Origin of the sequence: Streptomyces sp. YIM 98790, from assembly GCF_011421595.1 — a bacterium.
Lineage (GTDB): Bacteria > Actinomycetota > Actinomycetes > Streptomycetales > Streptomycetaceae > Streptomyces.
In genome coordinates this window covers 1-17680 of sequence record NZ_WTLH01000051.1, presented here as the reverse complement: position 1 = coordinate 17680, position 17680 = coordinate 1, and the positions used below count along the sequence as shown (strand labels likewise).

Genomic DNA, 17680 nt, shown 5'->3' with positions numbered 1-17680 from the left:
GGCGGACCCCGGGCATCGCGGCTCCGCCGTCCCGGCCGTCCTCGGCAAGGCGGCACTGCGGCGGCACGGGCGGGTGCCGGCCCTGCTCCGCGGCCTGGCCGCTCCGCAGCCCGGCCGGCAGGCCGGGTCAGCGTACGAGCACCTCGCGGATGCGGGAGATCACGGCCGGGGCCTGATCATTGAGGTAGAAGTGGCCGCCGGGGTACTCGTGCAGCACGAAGTCACCCGCCGTCTGCTCCTCCCAGTCCTCGGCCTCGTCCCGGGTGACCTCCGGGTCGGCGTCGCCCGTCAGCACCGTCACCGGGCAGCGCAGCAGCGGCGTGCCGGGGCGCTTGCGGTAGGTCTCCGCGGCCTTGTAGTCGGCGCGGATCGCCGGGAGCAGGCTGCGCAGCAGCTCGTCCTCCTGGAGCAGCTCCGGGCTGGTGCCGCTGAGTGCCTTGATGGTGCCGAGCAGTGTGTCGTCGTCGCTGAGGTGCACCGCGGCGTGCTCACGGAAGCGGGACGGCGCCCGCCGTCCGGAGGCGAACAGCATCACCGGGACGACACCTTCCGACTCCAGCCGCAGCGCGACCTCGTAGGCGAGGGTGGCGCCCAGGCTGTGACCGAACAGGGCCACCGGCCGGTCCGTCCACGGCCGCAGCTCCTCGGCGAGGATGTCCGCGAGCTTGAAGATGTCGTCGATCGGCGCCTCGGAACGGCGGTCCTGCCGGCCCGGGTACTGCACGGCCAGCACCTCGACGGCCGGGGCCAGCGAACGGGACACCGGGAAGTAGTACGTGGCCGATCCGCCGGCGTGCGGGAAGCACACCAGGCGCGTCGGGGCCCCGTCGGCCGGATGGTAGCGCCGCAGCCAGACGCCGGGTTCCGCGGTCGATTCGCTCATCGCTGTTCCATTCCCTCGTGTTGTCTTGGTCGGGCCGGCCCGGCCCGGCCCGGACATCCGGCGTCCGGCTCCGGCGGACCGCCGAACCCGGACAGGGATCCGCTCAGCGGGCACGGCCGTCTGTCACGCTCCACATTCCACGAGCCCCCGTTGTGCGCCCGCGCCGAGAAGGCGCCCGCGCCCGAATCACACGTCCCCCGGGAAACCGGCACCGGAGCCGGGAGAAATCAGGCACCCCGGACCGCGAATATCCCGGTCACAGCTCCGGCCCACTCACCCGACCACCCAGCAGGGCCGGCACATACGGCAAAAATCATATAGCAGAAGGGTTCTGACGAGGAATAAACACCAAGTGAAGACCGGCCCTCCCCCGCCGGCAGGCCCTGGCGGTGCAGCGCCGGGGCAGCAGGGACGGCAGACCGGAACGGGAGGAGGATGTGGTGTCGTACCCGGTCAGGTACGCCGAATACACCTCAGACATCAATGAAGGGAGTTGACGCCGTCAACGCTTCTGGCGCTTCGAACGCCCTGAAGGAGAAACGAGGTTTCGGCTACTTCGAGGTGGCCACCACGCAGCAGAGCAAGGTCGGCGGCTACCCGGGGTGGACCCAGGCGCCTGACTGGCCGGATCGCGAGGGCTGCGGCACTCGCATGGAACACCTGCTCAGCCTTACTGCGACGGAACCGGGCATGGGCCGCTGGCTTCCTGAGGAGGACCGGGACCCCCGCCAGGACGGGGCCGACGTCCCGTCCTGGCGGGCCAAGGCAGATCCCGCCGCCCTGGATGCCTCCGGGCATGGCATGGACATGGTGACCTCGGAGGCATGTACTTCTTCGTCTGCCGTATCTGCCCGGACACCCCTACACCCATCGCTACGACTGCTGAGCCCGGTCCGTTCGGCCCGCGGGCTGCGATGGACCGCACCGTCCAGGGGCCGACGTCAGTGGCAAGGGCCTTGAGACTCGCCGCCCACTTCGGATGGCGCCTGGGACCACCGCAGACGTCAATCTCCGCCAGGGCGTCACAGCCGTCTTCGTCCGGGTGCCGGTCAGGGAGTGGGAGGTCCGGGAGGCGGGGGCGGGGCAGGGCTTTCGCGGAGGGAGGCCAGGACCAGGCGTCCGTACGGGGTGGCCAGGGCCGCCGCCGTGGCGGCGAAGGCGGCGCCGAGGCCGGCGGCGAGGTGCAAGGGGGAGTCCGTGCCGAGGGTCTGCACGATGCCCAGCGCGGTGCCCAGCGGCAGGCCGAGGATGGTGAGAATGCCCAGCGCCCCGCTGATCTGCTGGTTCTGCCGGGTCTGGACCCACTGCCCGAAGTCGGCGGCCTGGGCCGTGACGTCCGCGAACCGCTCCGGCAGCCGGTACTGCTCCTGGAACGCCACCAGCAGGTCGTTCGCCGGTCCGTGCGCGGTCAGGTGCTGCTGCCAGTAGACGCTGCGGAAGCGGGCCAGTTGTCCTTCCAGGGCGGCGACCCGCCGGGCGAGCCCGGGGCCGTCGAAGACGTCGGACAGGCTGTCCGCGATCTCGTCGATGTGGTCCCGCTGGATGCTGCCCAGCAGCAGGGCGTCCAGGTAGACGCTCCGCACATGCTGCGCCGCGAAGGAGAAGAAATCGTCCTGCCCCCGGTCGGCCCGGTGACCGAGGAAGGCCGCGCCGTGCCGCAGGACGAGGGCGCTCCAGTCGGCGGAGATGCGCAGTGCCCGCTCGCGGATGCGGGGCAGCTCCTCCGGCGGCAGCGGGTAGTCGGAGCCGTTGGACCGGGAGGCGAGCTGCCACAGCCACATGTCGGCGGTCTCGGGCAGCGCGCCGTCGGCCGGGTCCCGCAGCGCCGGCGTGTGCCCGGGCCCGGGGGTGAGGAAGGCGAGGGTGTACGGCCGGACCAGCGCGAACGGCCGGGCCCGTGGCCTGGTTTCCGCGATGTCCCGCAGCAGGTGCTCCGGCGCCAGCGGACCGTGCAGCGGGCTGGGCGCGGCACCGTACCGTCCGCCGATGGCCCGCAGCGTGTCCATCAGGTGCGGGCCGCGCACGGTGAGATGGAGCATCGCGAGGGCGTACGACGGGTGCCTTTCCGTGCCCGTGCTCAGCAGCTCGATGCCGTCGAGGGAGACCGGGCCGTGGCTGATGTCGGCCTTGCGGTACCAGCGGCAGGGCCGCTCCGGAGTCCCGTACAGGGCCCGGCCGGCGGCGGGGGTGAAATACGTCTGCCGCAGCGCGAGATCCGTACCGCTGCCCCTGGATGAGAACGGCAGCGGCCCGGTCTCCCACGGGGGAACGGTACGCAGGGCCGCGGGCAGCACGACGGTGATCAGCTGCCGTACGCCCTCGGCGGTCGCGAGATCCGGGCTCATGCGTAGAAGTCCTCCGGGTCCGGCTGGTCCAGGCGGATCACGAACCCGGCCCGCCAGGCGCCCGGGTGCGGCAGATGGAACCGCACCCGCTCACCGGTCCGGATCGTGCGGAAGCCGTCCGAGACGATGTCGGTGTAGTCGAAGGTGTAGTGGTGCCCGTCGTCCTCGTCCTCGACGACATACAGCCCGAGCTTGCCGTCGTGCCCGCCGCCGCTGGGCCTGCGGTCCACGACTCTTCCGTACCGCGCCTCGGTCATGACGTCCCCTCCGCCGGAAGCGCCGTGACACAGCGGAAGCCCACGGCGTTGCTGCCGCCGCGTTTCCGGAAGACACCCTTGCTGCTGGTCCGCACCGCCCGCAGCGGATTGTCGTAGCTGCCGCCGCAGATCACTGCCTCTCCCGGGTCCTTCAGAACGGTGGAGGTCCACTCCCACACCTGTCCCGCCATGTCCACGATGCCGAAGGGCGAGCGGTTGGCGGGCCGGTCCTCGACCGGGGTGGCCCAGGCCCGGCGGATGGCGTCCTGGGCGAACCTCTCCCGCCATGCCTGGTGGGTGACCACCGGCCGCCCGACCCAGGTGTCGGCGCAGTTCAGGGGCGCTGCGTCCGGATCGTCGCCCCAGGGGAACAGGCGGCCGTCGGCGCCGCGTGCGGCGGCCTCCCACTCCAGCGAGGTGGGCAGCCGTTTGCCCTCGAACGCGGCGAACGCATACGCGCTCCACCCGGCGCAGCAGCAGCCGCTCGGCGGGCCCGACCAGATACACCCCGGCCGGCAGCGCGCAGTCGTCCGATTCCTCCTGCACCTGCGGCAGCCCGGCGAGGAAGGCCCGGACCTGCTCGGTGAGGAACGCTCCGCCCGGCAGCGTCGCCGCGATCTCCCGTCCGGCCGCCGTCGCCAGGAAACGTGCCGCCAGCAGCTCCTGGTAGGCGGTGTGGGCTAAGGCGACGCGATCGGGCCCGTCCGGGCGCAGCACGGGGGCCAGCGCGCAGGTCTCCAGCTCCAGCCGGCCGCCGGTGAACGCCTGCGGTCCCAGCATCCGGACCAGGTCCAGCAGCGAGAACACCGTCCGCCCCTCCAGGAAGGCCCGGCCGAGGGTGCCGGGCAGCGCGGCCTCCAGCTCCGGCCGGTTCCGCTCCGCCAGCACCTGGGATATCCGGGCGCCGAGCAGTGACCCGAGCGGCTGCCCGGCCGGCCCGGTGTGCAGCAGGCCGCCGAGACGGCGCTCCAGCGGGGTGGCACCGGGGCCGGTGAGCCGCACCACGTGGCAGTGCGGCAGCCGCTCCGGGTCCACCCCGTGCACATACAGCTGCTCCACCAGCTGCTCGGAGCGGGCGGCTCCATGGTCCAGGAGCTGGCGGATCTGCGGGGAGTCGGCGAGGAACGACACCCGGGAGCTCATCACCACAGCGGACTCGGCGGAGAGCACCGCGGCGAGCTCGGCGAAGAGCTGGACGAAGCCGGCCGCGCTGGGCTCCGCCACGCCCTCGTCCACCGCGTCCAGCACGCACAGGGCCTTGCCGGAACGGATCAGATACAGGAACAGGTCGTAGGCGCGGGCCCGGTCGGCCGGCATGCAGGGGGCCAGCAGCCGGGAGACGTATTCGGCGAAAGACTCACCCGGCGGCTTGAGACTGAGATCGAAGCAGAAGCGGAATCGGCGGGTCTCCTCCGTGGCCACCAGGCGGTGCAGCAGCGTGCTCTTGCCGCTGCCGGGTCTGCCGACCACCAGGACATTCGCCCGGCCGCCGGCGAGCCGGGCGAGCAGCGCGGCGGCGTCCGCCTCCTCCGCGATCTGCGGCTGACCGGTGCGCGGGTCGGCGGCGAGCACCGCCGCCGTGATGGGCTCCGGCCGCTCCACGGGCGGGAGGGGCGGCAGATGGGCGTCGAAGTCGAGAAGCGTGGAGACGAAGCCGTCGTAGCGGATGATGCGGAACCCGTCGCCCAGCAGCTCCCGCACGGCGTCGTGCGCCTCGTCCAGGACGACGAACCGGGTGAGCTTGGGCAGGCGGGTGCGCAGCAGCTCGCCGCCCGTGGTGGTCAGCACATGGTGCAGGTCCTCGGCGTCCCGGGACAGCAGCAGCTCCACATACTCCAGCCGGGCCCCGGATTCCCGGCAGAAGAGCTGGTAGACGGTGTCGGAGGTGAGCACGAACCGCTTGGCACTGCGGTAGCCGAGGGTCAGGTACAGACCCGCCAGGAACTCGGTCCGCTCCGCGACCTCCCGCACCAGCGTCGGCTCGTCGCCCAGCAGAGCGGCGCTGCCGGTGCTGGTGAACCAGGCCAGGACATCGACGAGGCGCCGGATGGCGGTCAGGCCGTCCTCCGTGGCGATGGGCGCCCCGCCGTCGTGCCCGGCCCGGTTGCGCAGCCGCCGGATGTCCTCCAGGGCCTCCAGCACCGCCACCGAACGGATATGCGGACGGCAGCGTTTGATGAGGTCGTTGAGCGCTCTGGCGGACGGGTCTCCCTCGATGGCGTGGTGCCGCCAGAGCTGTTTGAGCAGGCGCTCGCAGAGCGTGCCGATGAGGGCGACGGTGGTCTCGGGATAGCCGTCGTCCAGGGCCCGTAACGGCCGCTCCAGGTCCAGACCGAGGCGGCCGGCGAGCCGGGCATGGTCGTCAAGCTCCGCACGCAGCCGCTGAAGACGGGAATCGACCGCGCTCACCCGGCGTCCCCGTTCCGCCGGGCCAGGATGAACGCGAAGCGGTCCGGGAACACCAGCACCTCCTCCGGGTGCGCGGTGCGCATCCAGTCCAGCCCCTCCTCCAGTTCGGCATCGCCGAAGGTGGAGAGCACCGACATGTAACGGGACCGGACCATGGCGAAGTAGCGCTCCCGCTCGATGCGCAATTCGTGCTCGACATGGCTGAGTTCCACCGCCAGCCCGGCGGAGGACAGAGCCTCGGCGAGGCGGGCGGGGTCCGGCTGGAGTTCCTCATAGCGCCGCAGCGCGGCCGGGAAGAGCGGATAGGCGATCGTGGCCGGCAGCATGACCACCAGCAGCCGCCCCTGCGGGGCGAGCAGGCCGGTGAGGCCGGTGAGGGTGGCCGCCGGGTCCTCGAAGTGGTGCACGGCCTCCTTCAGCCAGACGGCGTCGAGCGGCCGGTGGGACGGCGGAAGCTTCACCTCACCCCGCACCAGCTCCTCTGCCGAGGCCCGGAGGGTGCGCAGCCCCGGCACCGAGGTGTCGACGTGCTCCAGCATCGCTGCCGACGGGTCGATACACAGGATGTCCGGGTCCGGACGGACGGCCTTGGCCACCTCACGGGCGAACAGGCCCGTCCCGCATCCGATGTCGGCAATCCGGTCACCGGCCGTGAGACCGAGCGCGGAGGCGATCTGCCCGGACATCCACGGGACGTAGTCCTCGGAGTAGACCCACAGCTCGTCGTAGCTCTCGGCGAGCACCTCGTAATGCTTCTCCGCATCGGCCCGGTGCACCCAACGCCCCTCATGGCAACCCGTTGTGCCCACCAGGCTACCGGTCGGCGCAGAAGGATCAACCGGGCCAGTGGCCACCGCAGCCCGGACGGACCGCGCTGCCCCGCCGCGCTCCCTCGCCACCGGGGGGACCCTGCCCCGCCCAACGTCCGGCGGCCGGTCCAGTAGGCCCCGGCTGGGCGACGGTGACGCCGACGTGGGCCCGGCAAGTGCGCCGAGCGCGCCCGGCGCGCCGGTCGGGTCGACGACATGACACTGGACGAACAGCACCCGGTTGGACCAGGCAATCTCTGATATTCTGAATTCATGAGACTGATGACAGCGTCTGAAGCGTCCCGCAATTTCGCCAGCGTCCTGGACCGCGCGGCACACGGGGAGACCATCGTCATCACCCGTGGGGGCCACCGCCTCGCCGCCATCGGCCCTGCCGCGGTCGGCAACGGCCGCGAGCTGGTCGGTGCGCTGGCCGCCTTCCGTGCCGCACACCCCGAAGACGATCCCGGCTATGAAGACGATGTCCTCGGGACGCGGGAACTCCTCACGGAGGAGGACCCGTGGCACGCGTGATCCTGGATACGGGGCTCCTTGTCGATCTGGAGCGGGGCAGGTATCCCCTGGATGAACTCGCCGGCCGGGACGACGACATGGTCATCGCAGCCATCACCGCGGCCGAGCTCCTCACCGGCGTGGAGCGCGCCGATACCGCGGAACGCCGCCGACGCCGGCAGGAGTTCGCCGACCTGGTGTTTGCCACCGTGCCCGTGGAGGATTACACACTGGACGTCGCACGCGTGCACGCCCGGCTCCTTGCTCATGTCCGGACCGTGGGGAAGCCGCGTGGCGCCCACGACCTGATCATCGCCGCCACGGCAGCCGCGACAGCGCGGGCTGTCATGTCCAACGACGGCAAAGCCAAGTTCGCGGACCTGCCGGGTGTCCACACGGTGTGAAACATCGCTTCGGTCCGGATCTCCGTGTTCGCGCCCCCTGCCCGCCTGATCCCTGGCGGTGCCCCGCCTTCCATCGTGCGATCCCCGCGCGTGTCCGCACCTGCCGAATATGCCGTCCTGCTTCTTCCAGCTGCATGGCGACCCCCGCGCTTGCCCTTGAATCAACGAGCCTGTCGCTGATTCATGCGTGCTGCCAGGGAACGGGCCGAGGTCACCCGGCGCCCGCCGGGGAGGAGAGCAGCGCCCGGATGGTCTTGCCGCCGGGCGGATGGGGGACGGTCTCCCAGTGGTCGGCGAGGGCGGCGACGAGCCCCAGGCCGCGCCCGCCGGTGTGGAGCAGCGCATCGGGATCGCCGTCCGCCCTGGGCACTCTCGGGCACAGATCTCCGCAGGCGTCGGTGACATCGACGCGCAGGCGGCGGCCCGAGGGGTCGTAGACGAGCGTGAGCCGGAAGCCGGGGCCGGGCCGGTCGCCGGGGCGGGTGCCGTGGAGGACGGCGTTGGCGGCCAGCTCCGCGATGACGAGTTCCGCACGCTCCACAAGTTCCTGCGGAACGTCCCAGGACCGCAGCTCGAACACCGCGAGGAGCCGGGCGAGCCGGGCTCCTCGCCGGGTGCAGGACCGCAGTTGCGTGAAGGTGCGCGCAGGGGCGTTGAGTTGCGGAGACGGGTGGTTCATGACGCCAGCCTGGCGGGCGGAAAGGACGGGACGCGAGCGCTGACCTCCGTACGCGGAGTCAGCGTACGGGCACACGGAGTGGACGGTACGCGGGCTCTGCCGCCACCCTGGGGCGGTGGGTGTGGGGGCGGCAGGAGTTCACGGCGGGGCGGGAAGACGAAAGGGCGGCGGATGGACATCGTCGAGGACGACGGAGCCGGGATCGGAGCCGGGACGGGAGACGCGGGCGAGCGGCCGGGCCCCGTGGAGAACTGGGAACGGGAGCCGCATCCCTCGGACAGCCTGCGCACCTTCGGCGCGGTCGTCCAGGCACTGCGCGAACACGCGGGCCTCAGCCGGGAGGAGCTCGGCGTCCTGGTGCGGTACTCCAAGCACACCGTGGAGTCGGTGGAGCTGGGCCGCCGCATGCCGGACGAGGCGTTCGTGGAGCGGGCGGAGGAGGCGCTCGGCAACACCGGCGCGCTGCGCAGGGCCGCCCGTCACCTCACCCGGGGCGAGGCGGGCCTGGCGGCCTGGTTCCGGCGGTGGGCACGGCTGGAGCGGGACGCGGCGAGCCTGTACACGTACGAATGCCGGCTGGTGCCGGGCCTGTTGCAGACGGAAGCGTACGCGCGGGCGGTCTTCGAGGGCACGATTCCGCTGCGGACGGACGAGGAGCTCAACGCCCAGCTCGCCGCCCGGAAGAAGCGGCAGGCGATACTGCGCGAGCGGCCCAAAGTGCCGTTCAGCTTCATCGTCGAGGAGCATGTCTTCCGGCGCCGGTTCGGCGACGCGGACGCGATGTGCGAGCTGTTCGACCACGTCCTGGAGTGCACCGCCCCGCGCAACGTGATGCTCCAGGTGTTTCCGCTCGACGCGGGGCTGCACGCCTGCCTGGACGGGCCGGTGCGGCTCCTGGAGACCCCTGCGGGACAGCGGCTCGCCTACTCCGAAGGGCAGGAGAACGGGCGTCTGATCTCCGACCGGAAAGAGGTGAACCTGCTGTGCCAGCGCTATGAAACACTGCGCTCGCAGGCCCTGAGCCCCAAGGAATCCCGGGCCTTCCTGGAGCGACTGCGAGGAGAGCTATGAGCAGCGGTAGGACGGAACTCGCCTGGTTCAAGTCCAGCCACAGCGGCAGCCAGGGCGACGACTGCGTGGAGGTCGCGATCGCCGGACAGGCCGTCCACGTGCGCGACTCCAAGAACGTGACCCGCCCGGCCTTCACCGTCGGCCACGACGTCTGGGATCAGTTCGTGCGCTTCGCCTCCCAGCGCTGAGCGACGTGGGGGAGTGCCGTCCGCCGCGCCGGGCACGGAAGCGGCGTACGGCACTCCCTGGCTGTCGGTCTGAGTCAGGCACCCTCATGGTGTCCCGGATGGTGCGCGGTGAATGCCCCGGGCAGGTACGGCTGGTGCTCTGCGGCGGGGCCGGGGTCAGGTGCCGGAGGTGATGATGCGCTCCAGAGCGGTGTCGATGTCGAGGTGTCCGCTTTCCCGGCCCGGGGGCACCAGGGAACAGGTGCTGTCGAGGAAGGCCTTCAAGGCGTATGCCCCGATGGAGAGCGCTGCCTGCTGTGGTCCGACCCTGAGGGAGAGCCGGATCCGGTCGTCGGGACGGGGCGGGGACATGGTGCGCCGCGAGGGACCGGACCGGGCCGGGCAGGGGGTCACCCGCACATCCCCCATGCCGGAGCGGGCACTGAGCCCGTCGATGAGGAGTTCCCGTGCGAAGCACCAGGTGATCGGCTGATCGCCGGGGCCGGGCTGCGGGAAGGTCATGCGCACGGCGTACGGGTCTGTGCTGGTGTAGCTCAGCTCCACCGCCACCGGAAGTCCCGCCCCCTCGGCGACTTCCAGCTCCATCAGGACGCACGCAGTGACAGATGTGCTCATGGGGTCCTCCGTCCTGCCTCAGTCGGGCATGCGGTGTCGGTGCGGCGGCGCCTGCTTCGGTCTCCTCGGTGCAGCGGCGACGCATGTGGCCGGAACAGCCGGTCGGCACGGGGACCGCTGCCGGTCCCGGTTCGCCGGGCCGCCGGCGGCCGTGGAACTCCTGCCCCGCACGCCTGATCCGTTGCGGCTAGCGCCTTCCCGGCACATGCTTGATAAAACTGAGATCACAAAAGCATCACAATCCGTGTCTCTTGGCTCCGAGGCTTGATCGCCCCGCTGCCGGGGAGGTTGCGCCTTGCATCCGGGTGTGGGGGCCGGTCCGGGGTGTGGTCTTCTCTGCCGGTGCGCGGTGCGCGGTGCGCGGTGCGCGGTGCGCGGTGCGCGGTGCGCGGTGCGCGGTGCGCGGTGCGCGGTGCAGCGCGGCGGCTGGTGCGGCCGGAAGCGGCGTGTGAAGATCCCCGCTGGGTGCATTCGCGGCATATGCCGCATTTCCGCACCCAGGACCGGAGGAGAGGCTTCCCAGTGAGAATCCGTCGCCGCATCGCACACTCCCTGGCAGCGGGCATTGCCGCCATCGCCGCCATCGCCGCCACCATGGCCACGTCCTCCGCGGCCCCCGCCGAGCGCGGCCAACGTGGTGAGGAGCTGCGGGTGATGAGCTTCAACGCCTGGCTCGGCGGCAGCAAGGTCGACGACGCCCTGGCCAAGCAGGTCGCCGTGATCCGGAAACACCGTGTGGACGTGGTGGGGCTGCAGGAGACCGCGGGGCACACGGCCCGCGACATCGCCGGGGAGCTGGGGTGGGACTACCTCCAGACCGAGGGCGACCTGGGCATCGTCAGCCGGTTCCCGATCCTGGGGCAGACCGGCACCACGGAGGCGGCCACCGGGGTGAGGCTCCGGCTGGACAGCGGCCGGGAAATGGAGTTCTGGACGGCCCACCTGGGATACGACCCCTACGGGCCCTACGAGGCCTGCTTCCGCCGCGCGCCGGTCTACCAGCTGATGAGGGCCGAGGAGGAGTCCGGCCGCACCCCGCAGGCCGAGGAGATCGCCGAGGAGCTGGCCCCGAAGGTGCGGAACGCGCACCGGACACCGGTGGTGCTGGTCGGCGACTTCAACTCTCCCTCGCACCTGGACTGGACGTGGGCCGCCCGGCACCTCCACTGCGACCACGGCCCGGTGGAGTGGCCGGCCACCAAGATCATCGAGACTGCCGGCTTCACGGACTCCTTCCGCGAGGCACACCCCGACCCGAAGCAGACGCCCGGCATCACCTGGTCGCCGATCGTGCGGGTGCACGACGGTTCGGACGGCCCCGAGGGCGCGCCGGAGCCCCAGGACCGCATCGACTTCATCCACTACGCCGGTCCGCAGCTGACCGTGCTGGACTCCAGGACCGTGGTCGAGGGGGACCCGCGGCCGGAACCGCACCAGCGGGACAACGCATGGCCCTCCGACCACGCCGCCGTCCTGACCACCTTCCGCGTCGCCCCCTGACCCCGGTCGCCGGGCATCAGCGCCCAACGGCCATGGCCGTTCGAGGCCGTCCCCGGCCCGGTACCGGTAGCCGGTAGTGGCTACCGGGTCCGCCGGGCTGTTCCGCCGCTACGGGGGGTGCGGGGGGTGCGGGGCGGTCAGGGCATGGCTGTACGTGCTCAGGGTCCGTCCGTCCGTGGTGCGGACGTGGCCGGTGAAGCGCCAGCCGAGGCGTTCGTAGAACCCGCCGGCTCCGCCGGCACCGGCGACGGTCACCAGGTCGACGCGGTCGCAGCCGGCCGCGGACGCCTCGCGGAGGAAGCCGTCCACCAGCGCCGTGCCCAGCCCCCGGAACCGGACGACGTCGCTGACCACCAGGTACGCCAGTACGGCGACGCGTTCGTCCGGACCCGGGCGGCCCGACCGGGCCTCCTCCGCCGGCCGCAGCCGCCGGACCAGGTACTCCCGCGTGTACCGCACGGCCCGGGTGCGGGCGAAGTACGCCGCCAGGGCCGGCCGGACGAGCAGCGCCGCCGTACCGCGCAGCGCCAGGCCCCGGCCGTGCCGCTGCACCAGGTGCTGCCGGTGGCCGGCCGGGTCGGTCAGCCCGATGAGAAAGCCGGCCCGCTCCCCGCCGTGCTCGGCGATCAGGCAGCGGGCATGGGGGCTGTCGAGGTGGGCCGCCGTGTGTGCGGCGAGAAAACGCGGGCCGAGGCGGGCGAAGAAGCCCTCGGCGAAGTGGGCCAGATATTCGGTGACGACATAGGGCACGTCCTCCTGTGCCATGGGCCGCAGGCAGAAGCCGGATGGCGGCCTTGTCTCCCGGGCCCGTATCAGGGGGCCCCTGCCGGGCCGGGACGGGTTCGATGGCGCCTGAGCGCGTCGACCGAAGTCCACCCGGCCAAATTACTCCAATGGGGAGAAGATGTCGTATCAGCCACAATTTGACAAATTCACCCCGCGGAGTCACGGGCGTGGCGCCAGCAGCCGCATGACCTGGGGCCGGAGGCCGGTCAGCACTTCCGGGTCATTGGCCAGCCGGGCGAACAGCACGGTGCCCTCAAGTTGCGCGATCACGGCCTGCGCCATCTCCCGGACACCCTCGTCACCTGCGGCTTCCTCCCCGGCGAGGGCCGCCGCCAGCAGGGAGACCTGCTCGGCGAAGATGTCCGCCAGCCGGGCGCGGACGGCCGGCTCCCGGCTGCCCAGTTCCATGGCGAGATTGCCCAGCAGGCAGCCGCTGACCGTGCCGCAGGCCCGTTTGGCGGCCCGCTGCTCCTCGGTGAAGGCGTCCAGCAGCCGGCCGAGGCGCTCGGGCACGGCGGCATCCGGACGCAGCGCGGCCCGCCACATCTCGCGTTCCCGTGCCCAGTGCTGGTCCACCGCGGCGAGGACCAGTTCCTCCTTCGACTTGAAGAAGTGGTAGAAGCTGCCCTTGCGCACATCCGCCCGAGCGCAGATCTCGGCGATGCCGATGCTGTGGTAGCCGCGGTCGCGCAGCAGTTCGCAGACGGCGTCGAGCAGCCGTTGGTCTGCCGTGCTGGAGCGTCCCATGGCCGCGAGTATACGGCCGGTCAACTCCTCCGCCCAAGGACCATGGACAGATAGTTGACCGGTCGTCTAGTGTTGGACATCGCCGCGGGGCAGGCCCGGCGGCGCACAGCACTCCCGCCGGGGCGGCCCGCCTCGGCGGGACCAGCAGGACCCACCGCACCGGACCCACCACAGCCAAGCGAGGAACACCGTGTCGTTCTCCCCGTCCCCGTCCCCGTCTCCGTCCCCGTCCGCCTCCGTGCCGGGTGGCGGGCCCGCCGCCCGTGTGGCCGTGGCCTACCACAGCGGCTACGGGCACACCGCGCGCCAGGCCGCCGCCGTCGCGGCCGGCGCCGGCTCCGTCGCCGGCGTCGGCGCGGAGCTCCACGACATCGGACAGCCCGGCCCGGACCTGTTCGACGCCCTGGATGCCGCGGACGCGATCGTCTTCGGCTCGCCCACCTACATGGGCAGCACCTCGGCCGGCTTCCAGTCCTTCGCCGAGGCCACCGCGCCGGTCTGGGCCGAACAGCGCTGGGCCGGCAAGCTGGCCGCCGGCTTCACCAACTCCGCCGGGATCAACGGCAACAAGGACAACGCCCTGCTGACCCTGGCCGTCTTCGCCGCCCAGCACGGCATGCTCTGGATCTCCCTGGGACTGCTTCCCGGCTGGCACTACCGGGCCGACGGCAGCCCGGACGACCTCAACCGGCTCGGCGGATTCCTCGGGGCCATGGCGCAGTCCCCCTCCGACCTCGGGCCGGAGGCCGCACCGCCCGAGGCGGACCTGCGGACCGCCGAGCACCTGGGGCGGCGGGTGGCGCAGACCGTGGTGGCCTTCGCCCGGGGCCGGAGCACCGACGCGGTGGTGGCGGCATGACCGGCGGGCGGATCACCGGTCTGCTGGGCGTGCGCCATCCCGTGGTGCAGGGTCCCTTCGGCGGAGGGCTGTCCTCCGTGGCCCTCGCGGCGGCCGTGACCCGGGCGGGCGGGCTCGGCTCCTACGGCGCCCATCACCTGGCGGCCGAGGAGATCGGCAGCACCGTGAAGTCCCTGCGGGAGGCGGCCGGCGACGGCCCGTTCGCGGTGAATCTGTGGGTGCCGCAGGACGGCGAGGACCGGCTGCCGTCCGGCGGCGCGGCCCCGCACATCGCCCGGCTCCGCCCGTACTACCGGGAACTCGGCCTGGAGCCGCCGTCCGGCCCGCTGCCGCCCGTGCCGGATTTCCGGGATCAGGCCGAGGCGCTGCTGGCCGCCGCCCCGCCGGTCATCAGCTTCGTCATGGGCGTTCCGCCCCGCGATGTGCTGGCCGCCGCCCGGCGGGCCGGGAGTGTGGTGCTGGGCACCGCCACCACGGTCGCCGAGGCCGTGGCCCTGGAGGCCGCCGGGGTGGACACCGTGGTGGCCTCGGGCAGTGACGCCGGAGGCCACCGCGGGGCATTCCTGGCGCCGGTGCGGGAGTCGCTGGTGGGCACCTTCTCCCTGGTGCCGCAGGTGGCCGACGCGGTACGGGTGCCGGTCATCGCGGCCGGGGGCATCGCGGACGGCCGTGGCGTGGCCGCCGCGCTCACCCTGGGCGCGGAGGCGGTGCAGATCGGCACCGGTTTCCTCACCACCGCCGAGTCGGGCGCGCCCGCAGCGCACAAGAGGGTGCTGCTCGGCCCCCAGGGGCGGACCACCGTCCTCACCCGGCTGTTCTCGGGGCGGTACGCGCGGGGGGTGCCCAACGGCTTCGTCCGCGACCTGGCCGCCGAGGAGGATGCCGTGCCGCCCTACCCGGTGCAGAACGCCCTGATGCAGCCGCTGCGCCGGGCGGCGGCGGAAGCGGGGCGCACGGACCGCATGAGCCTGTGGGCCGGTCAGTCCGCCGCCCTTGCCACCGGCGGCGGCGCCGGGGCATACCTGAGGGCTCTGGTCACTGAGGCCGAACGGATTCTGGGGCGTCCGCTGTGAGCCCTCCGGCGGCTCCACCGGTGGCCCCGCCGGCGGCGGGCCAGGGGCAGTGATCCGGCCGCCGTCCGCCCGGCCCGCGGCCCCGGGGCGGACGGCGGCCGGTGCCCGCACCACTGCCCGGACGGGGAAGAGCCACCGCCCGGTGACGCCCACCGGGCCGACCGCGCCCGGCTCACGTCCGGCTCACGTCCGGGTCTGCCTCCCGTGCCGCGGCAGGGCTGCGCCCTCCCACGGCGGGCGTCACCCCGCCGGGGCCCGACGTCCGGTGCGACGTCCCGGAGAAGCCCCACAGGTGCCTCCGCACCCCCTCCGGCCTTCATCTGTGCAGGCCGGAGGGGGCGCTGCGGGGTCTGTGAACGAAGCCGTTCTAGATGTCGCGGAAGGTCTCGATCTGGGCGCCCACCGAGTTCAGGCGGGCGGCGAGGTCCTCGTAGCCGCGGTTGATGACGTAGACGTTGCGCAGCACGGAGGTGCCCTCGGCGGCCATCATGGCGAGGAGGACGACGACGGCCGGGCGCAGCGCCGGCGGGCACATCATCTCGGCGGCGCGCCAGCGGGTCGGGCCCTCCACCAGTACCCGGTGCGGGTCCAGCAGCTGGAGCCGGCCGCCCAGGCGGTTGAGGTCGGTGAGGTAGATGGCCCGGTTGTCGTAGACCCAGTCGTGGATCAGGGTCTTGCCGTGCGCGGAGGCGGCGATGGCCGCGAAGAACGGCACATTGTCGATGTTCAGGCCCGGGAACGGCATCGGGTGGATCTTGTCGATCGGCGCCTCCAGCTTGGAGGGCCGGACGGTGAGGTCGGCGAGGCGGGTGCGGCCGTTGTCGGCCGTGTACTCCTGGCTGAGGTCGTAGTCCAGGCCCATGCCCTCCAGCACGGCCAGCTCGATCTCCAGGAACTCCACCGGGGCCCGCCGGATGGTCAGTTCCGAGGAGGTGACGACTGCCGCGGCGATCAGGCTCATCGCCTCCACCGGGTCCTCGGAGGGGGAGTAGTCCACGTCCTGGTCGATGTCGGTGCGGCCGTGCACGGTCAGGGTGGTGGTGCCGATGCCGTCCACCCGGACGCCGAGCTGCTCCAGGAAGAAGCAGAGGTCCTGGACCATGTAGTTCGAGGAGGCGTTGCGGATCACCGTCACACCGTCGTGCCGGGCCGCGGCCATCAGGGCGTTCTCGGTGACGGTGTCGCCGCGCTCGGTCAGCACGATGGCGCGCTCCGGGCGTACGGAGGAGTCCACCTCGGCGTGGTACCAGCCCTCGGTTGCGGTGATGTCCAGGCCGAACCGGCGCAGCGCGGTCATGTGCGGCTCGACGGTCCGGGTGCCGAGGTCGCAGCCGCCCGCGTACGGGATCTTGAAGCGGTCCAGGCGGTGCAGCACCGGGCCCAGGAACATGATGATGGAGCGGGTCCGGCGGGCGGCGTCGACGTCGATGGACTCCAGGTTCAGCTCGGCCGGGGGGACGATCTCCAGGTCGGCCCCGTCGCTGATCCAGCGGGTCCGGACCCCGATGGAGTTGAGCACCTCCAGGATCCGGTAGACCTCCTCGATCCGCGCCACCCGGCGCAGCACCGTGCGGCCGGAGTTGAGCAGGGACGCGCACAGCAGGGCCACGCAGGCGTTCTTGCTGGTCTTGACGTCGATGGCGCCGGACAGCCGGCGGCCGCCGACGACTCGCAGATGCATCGGGCCGGAGTAGCCCAGCGAGACGATCTCGCTGTCCAGCGCCTCGCCGATGCGGGCGATCATCTCCAGGCTGATGTTCTGGTTCCCGCGTTCGATGCGGTTGATGGCGCTCTGACTGGTGTTGAGCGCCTCGGCCAGCTGGAGCTGGGTCCATCCCCGGTGCTGGCGCGCGTCCCGGATCAGTTTGCCGATGCGGGCGAGGTAGTCGTCGGTCATGATCCAGACTCTATCTCACATATGAGATGCCTACCCACGCTCGTGCTGTTCGAGTGAGTCCTGAGTGAGTCATGGGGGTGTACCGGTCCGGTCACACCGCCGTGACCAGTGCGGCTTGACTTGTTCTAGCGTAATGCGAACAATGGTCTTCACCTGGGCGAACGCCGTCCGGGAAGCAGGGTAAGGGGAGGCAGACAATGCGTGTGCTGGATCGCGGGGCCGCGGTGGTCGCGGGGGCGTTCGCGCTGGCGCTGGCGGTGACCGTCGGCACGTTCGGCGCCGGATACGGCCGGCTGCCCGATCCCATGGCTACGCACTTCCAGCCCGGCGGCCGGGCCGACGGCTATCTCGGCCGGCCTGCCGCGCTGCTGGTCACCGTGGGGCTGCTGCTCGCCCTGGGGGTTCTCTTCACGGTGCTGGCCCGGCCGTCCACCGGACCGGGCCCGGGCCGCCGCGCCGTGATCACCGTCGGCAGCGGCGCGGCCGGCCTGCTCGGCTGGCTGCTCACCGCGGTCACCGTGGTCAACTGGGACGTGGCCGAGGGGTCCGATGCCGTGCTGCCGCCCTGGCAGCTCGCCGTGGGCGCGGCCGTGGGGCTGGCGGCCGGCGGGGCCGCCTGGCTGCTGGCCGGGCCGCCCACGGCCG

General features: G+C 72.2%; 17 protein-coding genes and 1 pseudogene. 8 read left to right on the top strand and 10 right to left on the bottom strand.

All coding sequences use genetic code 11. From position 1 onward, the window contains the following. Nucleotides 1–127: 127 nt before the first annotated feature. The 5 genes and pseudogenes from GQS09_RS11570 to GQS09_RS11550 all read right to left on the bottom strand — a co-directional run bounded on the left by GQS09_RS11570 (nucleotide 128) and on the right by GQS09_RS11550 (nucleotide 6670). A complete protein-coding gene (locus tag GQS09_RS11570; protein WP_165985939.1) occupies nucleotides 128–883 on the bottom strand; it encodes a thioesterase II family protein in 756 nt (251 codons plus the stop codon). Between the two features lie 1049 nt (nucleotides 884–1932). Then, nucleotides 1933–3228: a hypothetical protein gene (locus tag GQS09_RS11565; RefSeq protein WP_165985938.1), complete on the bottom strand. Its 1296-nt coding sequence runs from the start codon at nucleotides 3226–3228 to the stop codon at nucleotides 1933–1935. A gap of 253 nt (nucleotides 3229–3481) precedes the next feature. Then, a complete protein-coding gene (locus tag GQS09_RS29355) occupies nucleotides 3482–3898 on the bottom strand; it encodes an SUMF1/EgtB/PvdO family nonheme iron enzyme (RefSeq protein ID WP_243761319.1) in 417 nt (138 codons plus the stop codon). A gap of 760 nt (nucleotides 3899–4658) precedes the next feature. Next, nucleotides 4659–4907, bottom strand: a pseudogene (locus tag GQS09_RS30950) (hypothetical protein); the annotation flags it as partial. A gap of 983 nt (nucleotides 4908–5890) precedes the next feature. Next, nucleotides 5891–6670 carry a methyltransferase gene (locus GQS09_RS11550; protein ID WP_313896094.1) on the bottom strand — a complete coding sequence of 260 codons (780 nt, stop codon included), beginning with the start codon at nucleotides 6668–6670 and terminating at the stop codon, nucleotides 5891–5893. Nucleotides 6671–6985: 315 nt separating this feature from the next. On the opposite strand from GQS09_RS11550, the gene GQS09_RS11545 reads away from it, so the two are divergent. Then, nucleotides 6986–7237: a type II toxin-antitoxin system Phd/YefM family antitoxin gene (locus GQS09_RS11545; RefSeq protein WP_243761313.1), complete on the top strand. Its 252-nt coding sequence runs from the start codon at nucleotides 6986–6988 to the stop codon at nucleotides 7235–7237. After that, on the top strand, nucleotides 7225–7620 hold the full coding sequence (locus GQS09_RS11540) for a PIN domain-containing protein (protein WP_165985936.1): 396 nt from the start codon (nucleotides 7225–7227) through the stop codon (nucleotides 7618–7620). Before GQS09_RS11545 ends, GQS09_RS11540 begins: the two co-directional genes overlap by 13 nt. A 211-nt stretch (nucleotides 7621–7831) precedes the next feature. Here the strand turns inward: GQS09_RS11540 and GQS09_RS11535 are convergent, their stop codons facing one another. Further along, nucleotides 7832–8299, bottom strand: a complete 468-nt coding sequence (locus tag GQS09_RS11535) for an ATP-binding protein (RefSeq protein WP_165985935.1) — start codon at nucleotides 8297–8299, stop codon at nucleotides 7832–7834. 171 nt (nucleotides 8300–8470) lie between these two features. Here GQS09_RS11535 and GQS09_RS11530 point away from each other — a divergent pair, with 171 nt between their 5' ends. Together GQS09_RS11530 and GQS09_RS11525 are read left to right on the top strand one after the other, a co-directional pair. Beyond that, nucleotides 8471–9370: a helix-turn-helix transcriptional regulator gene (locus tag GQS09_RS11530; protein ID WP_165985934.1), complete on the top strand. Its 900-nt coding sequence runs from the start codon at nucleotides 8471–8473 to the stop codon at nucleotides 9368–9370. Then, the gene (locus GQS09_RS11525; RefSeq protein WP_165985933.1) at nucleotides 9367–9558 is read left to right on the top strand and encodes a DUF397 domain-containing protein; all 192 of its coding nucleotides are present in this window, start codon (nucleotides 9367–9369) and stop codon (nucleotides 9556–9558) included. The genes GQS09_RS11530 and GQS09_RS11525 overlap by 4 nt, the downstream gene beginning before the upstream one ends. Before the next feature lie 156 nt (nucleotides 9559–9714). Here GQS09_RS11525 and GQS09_RS11520 read toward each other — a convergent pair whose 3' ends face one another. Continuing rightward, nucleotides 9715–10173 (bottom strand): SsgA family sporulation/cell division regulator, encoded by a 459-nt coding sequence (locus GQS09_RS11520; protein ID WP_165985932.1) that lies wholly within the window; start codon nucleotides 10171–10173, stop codon nucleotides 9715–9717. A 522-nt stretch (nucleotides 10174–10695) separates the two neighbouring features. Here GQS09_RS11520 and GQS09_RS11515 point away from each other — a divergent pair. Next, complete coding sequence (locus GQS09_RS11515) at nucleotides 10696–11673, top strand: endonuclease/exonuclease/phosphatase family protein (protein ID WP_313896093.1); 978 nt, start codon at nucleotides 10696–10698, stop codon at nucleotides 11671–11673. Nucleotides 11674–11781: 108 nt separating this feature from the next. Here GQS09_RS11515 and GQS09_RS11510 read toward each other — a convergent pair whose 3' ends face one another. Next, a complete protein-coding gene (locus tag GQS09_RS11510; protein ID WP_165985931.1) occupies nucleotides 11782–12438 on the bottom strand; it encodes an N-acetyltransferase in 657 nt (218 codons plus the stop codon). A gap of 180 nt (nucleotides 12439–12618) precedes the next feature. Further along, nucleotides 12619–13206, bottom strand: a complete 588-nt coding sequence (locus GQS09_RS11505) for a TetR/AcrR family transcriptional regulator (protein ID WP_165985930.1) — start codon at nucleotides 13204–13206, stop codon at nucleotides 12619–12621. Nucleotides 13207–13471: 265 nt separating this feature from the next. Between GQS09_RS11505 and GQS09_RS11500 the strand changes: the two genes are divergently transcribed. Together GQS09_RS11500 and GQS09_RS11495 are read left to right on the top strand one after the other, a co-directional pair. After that, nucleotides 13472–14065: a flavodoxin family protein gene (locus GQS09_RS11500; protein WP_165985948.1), complete on the top strand. Its 594-nt coding sequence runs from the start codon at nucleotides 13472–13474 to the stop codon at nucleotides 14063–14065. After that, a complete protein-coding gene (locus GQS09_RS11495) occupies nucleotides 14062–15138 on the top strand; it encodes a nitronate monooxygenase family protein (RefSeq protein ID WP_165985929.1) in 1077 nt (358 codons plus the stop codon). The genes GQS09_RS11500 and GQS09_RS11495 overlap by 4 nt, the downstream gene beginning before the upstream one ends. Nucleotides 15139–15505: 367 nt before the next feature. Here GQS09_RS11495 and GQS09_RS11490 read toward each other — a convergent pair whose 3' ends face one another. Then, complete coding sequence (locus GQS09_RS11490; RefSeq protein WP_165985928.1) at nucleotides 15506–17035, bottom strand: UDP-N-acetylglucosamine 1-carboxyvinyltransferase; 1530 nt, start codon at nucleotides 17033–17035, stop codon at nucleotides 15506–15508. Nucleotides 17036–17232: 197 nt separating this feature from the next. Between GQS09_RS11490 and GQS09_RS29350 the strand changes: the two genes are divergently transcribed. Further along, a partial coding sequence (locus GQS09_RS29350) for a DUF1648 domain-containing protein (protein ID WP_165985927.1) occupies nucleotides 17233–17680 on the top strand: 448 nt, incomplete at its 3' end.

Bases quoted from the DNA above. Each gene is read 5' to 3' on its own strand.
- GQS09_RS11570 (WP_165985939.1), bottom strand. From the start codon at position 883: ATGAGCGAATCGACCGCGGAACCCGGCGTCTGGCTGCGGCGCTACCAT.
- GQS09_RS11520 (WP_165985932.1), bottom strand. From the start codon at position 10,173: ATGAGCACATCTGTCACTGCGTGCGTCCTGATGGAGCTGGAAGTCGCC.
- GQS09_RS11565 (WP_165985938.1), bottom strand. From the start codon at position 3,228: ATGAGCCCGGATCTCGCGACCGCCGAGGGCGTACGGCAGCTGATCACC.
- GQS09_RS11495 (WP_165985929.1), top strand. From the start codon at position 14,062: ATGACCGGCGGGCGGATCACCGGTCTGCTGGGCGTGCGCCATCCCGTG.
- GQS09_RS11505 (WP_165985930.1), bottom strand. From the start codon at position 13,206: ATGGGACGCTCCAGCACGGCAGACCAACGGCTGCTCGACGCCGTCTGC.
- GQS09_RS11525 (WP_165985933.1), top strand. From the start codon at position 9,367: ATGAGCAGCGGTAGGACGGAACTCGCCTGGTTCAAGTCCAGCCACAGC.
- GQS09_RS11535 (WP_165985935.1), bottom strand. From the start codon at position 8,299: ATGAACCACCCGTCTCCGCAACTCAACGCCCCTGCGCGCACCTTCACG.
- GQS09_RS11530 (WP_165985934.1), top strand. From the start codon at position 8,471: ATGGACATCGTCGAGGACGACGGAGCCGGGATCGGAGCCGGGACGGGA.
- GQS09_RS11510 (WP_165985931.1), bottom strand. From the start codon at position 12,438: ATGGCACAGGAGGACGTGCCCTATGTCGTCACCGAATATCTGGCCCAC.
- GQS09_RS11545 (WP_243761313.1), top strand. From the start codon at position 6,986: ATGACAGCGTCTGAAGCGTCCCGCAATTTCGCCAGCGTCCTGGACCGC.
- GQS09_RS11490 (WP_165985928.1), bottom strand. From the start codon at position 17,035: ATGACCGACGACTACCTCGCCCGCATCGGCAAACTGATCCGGGACGCG.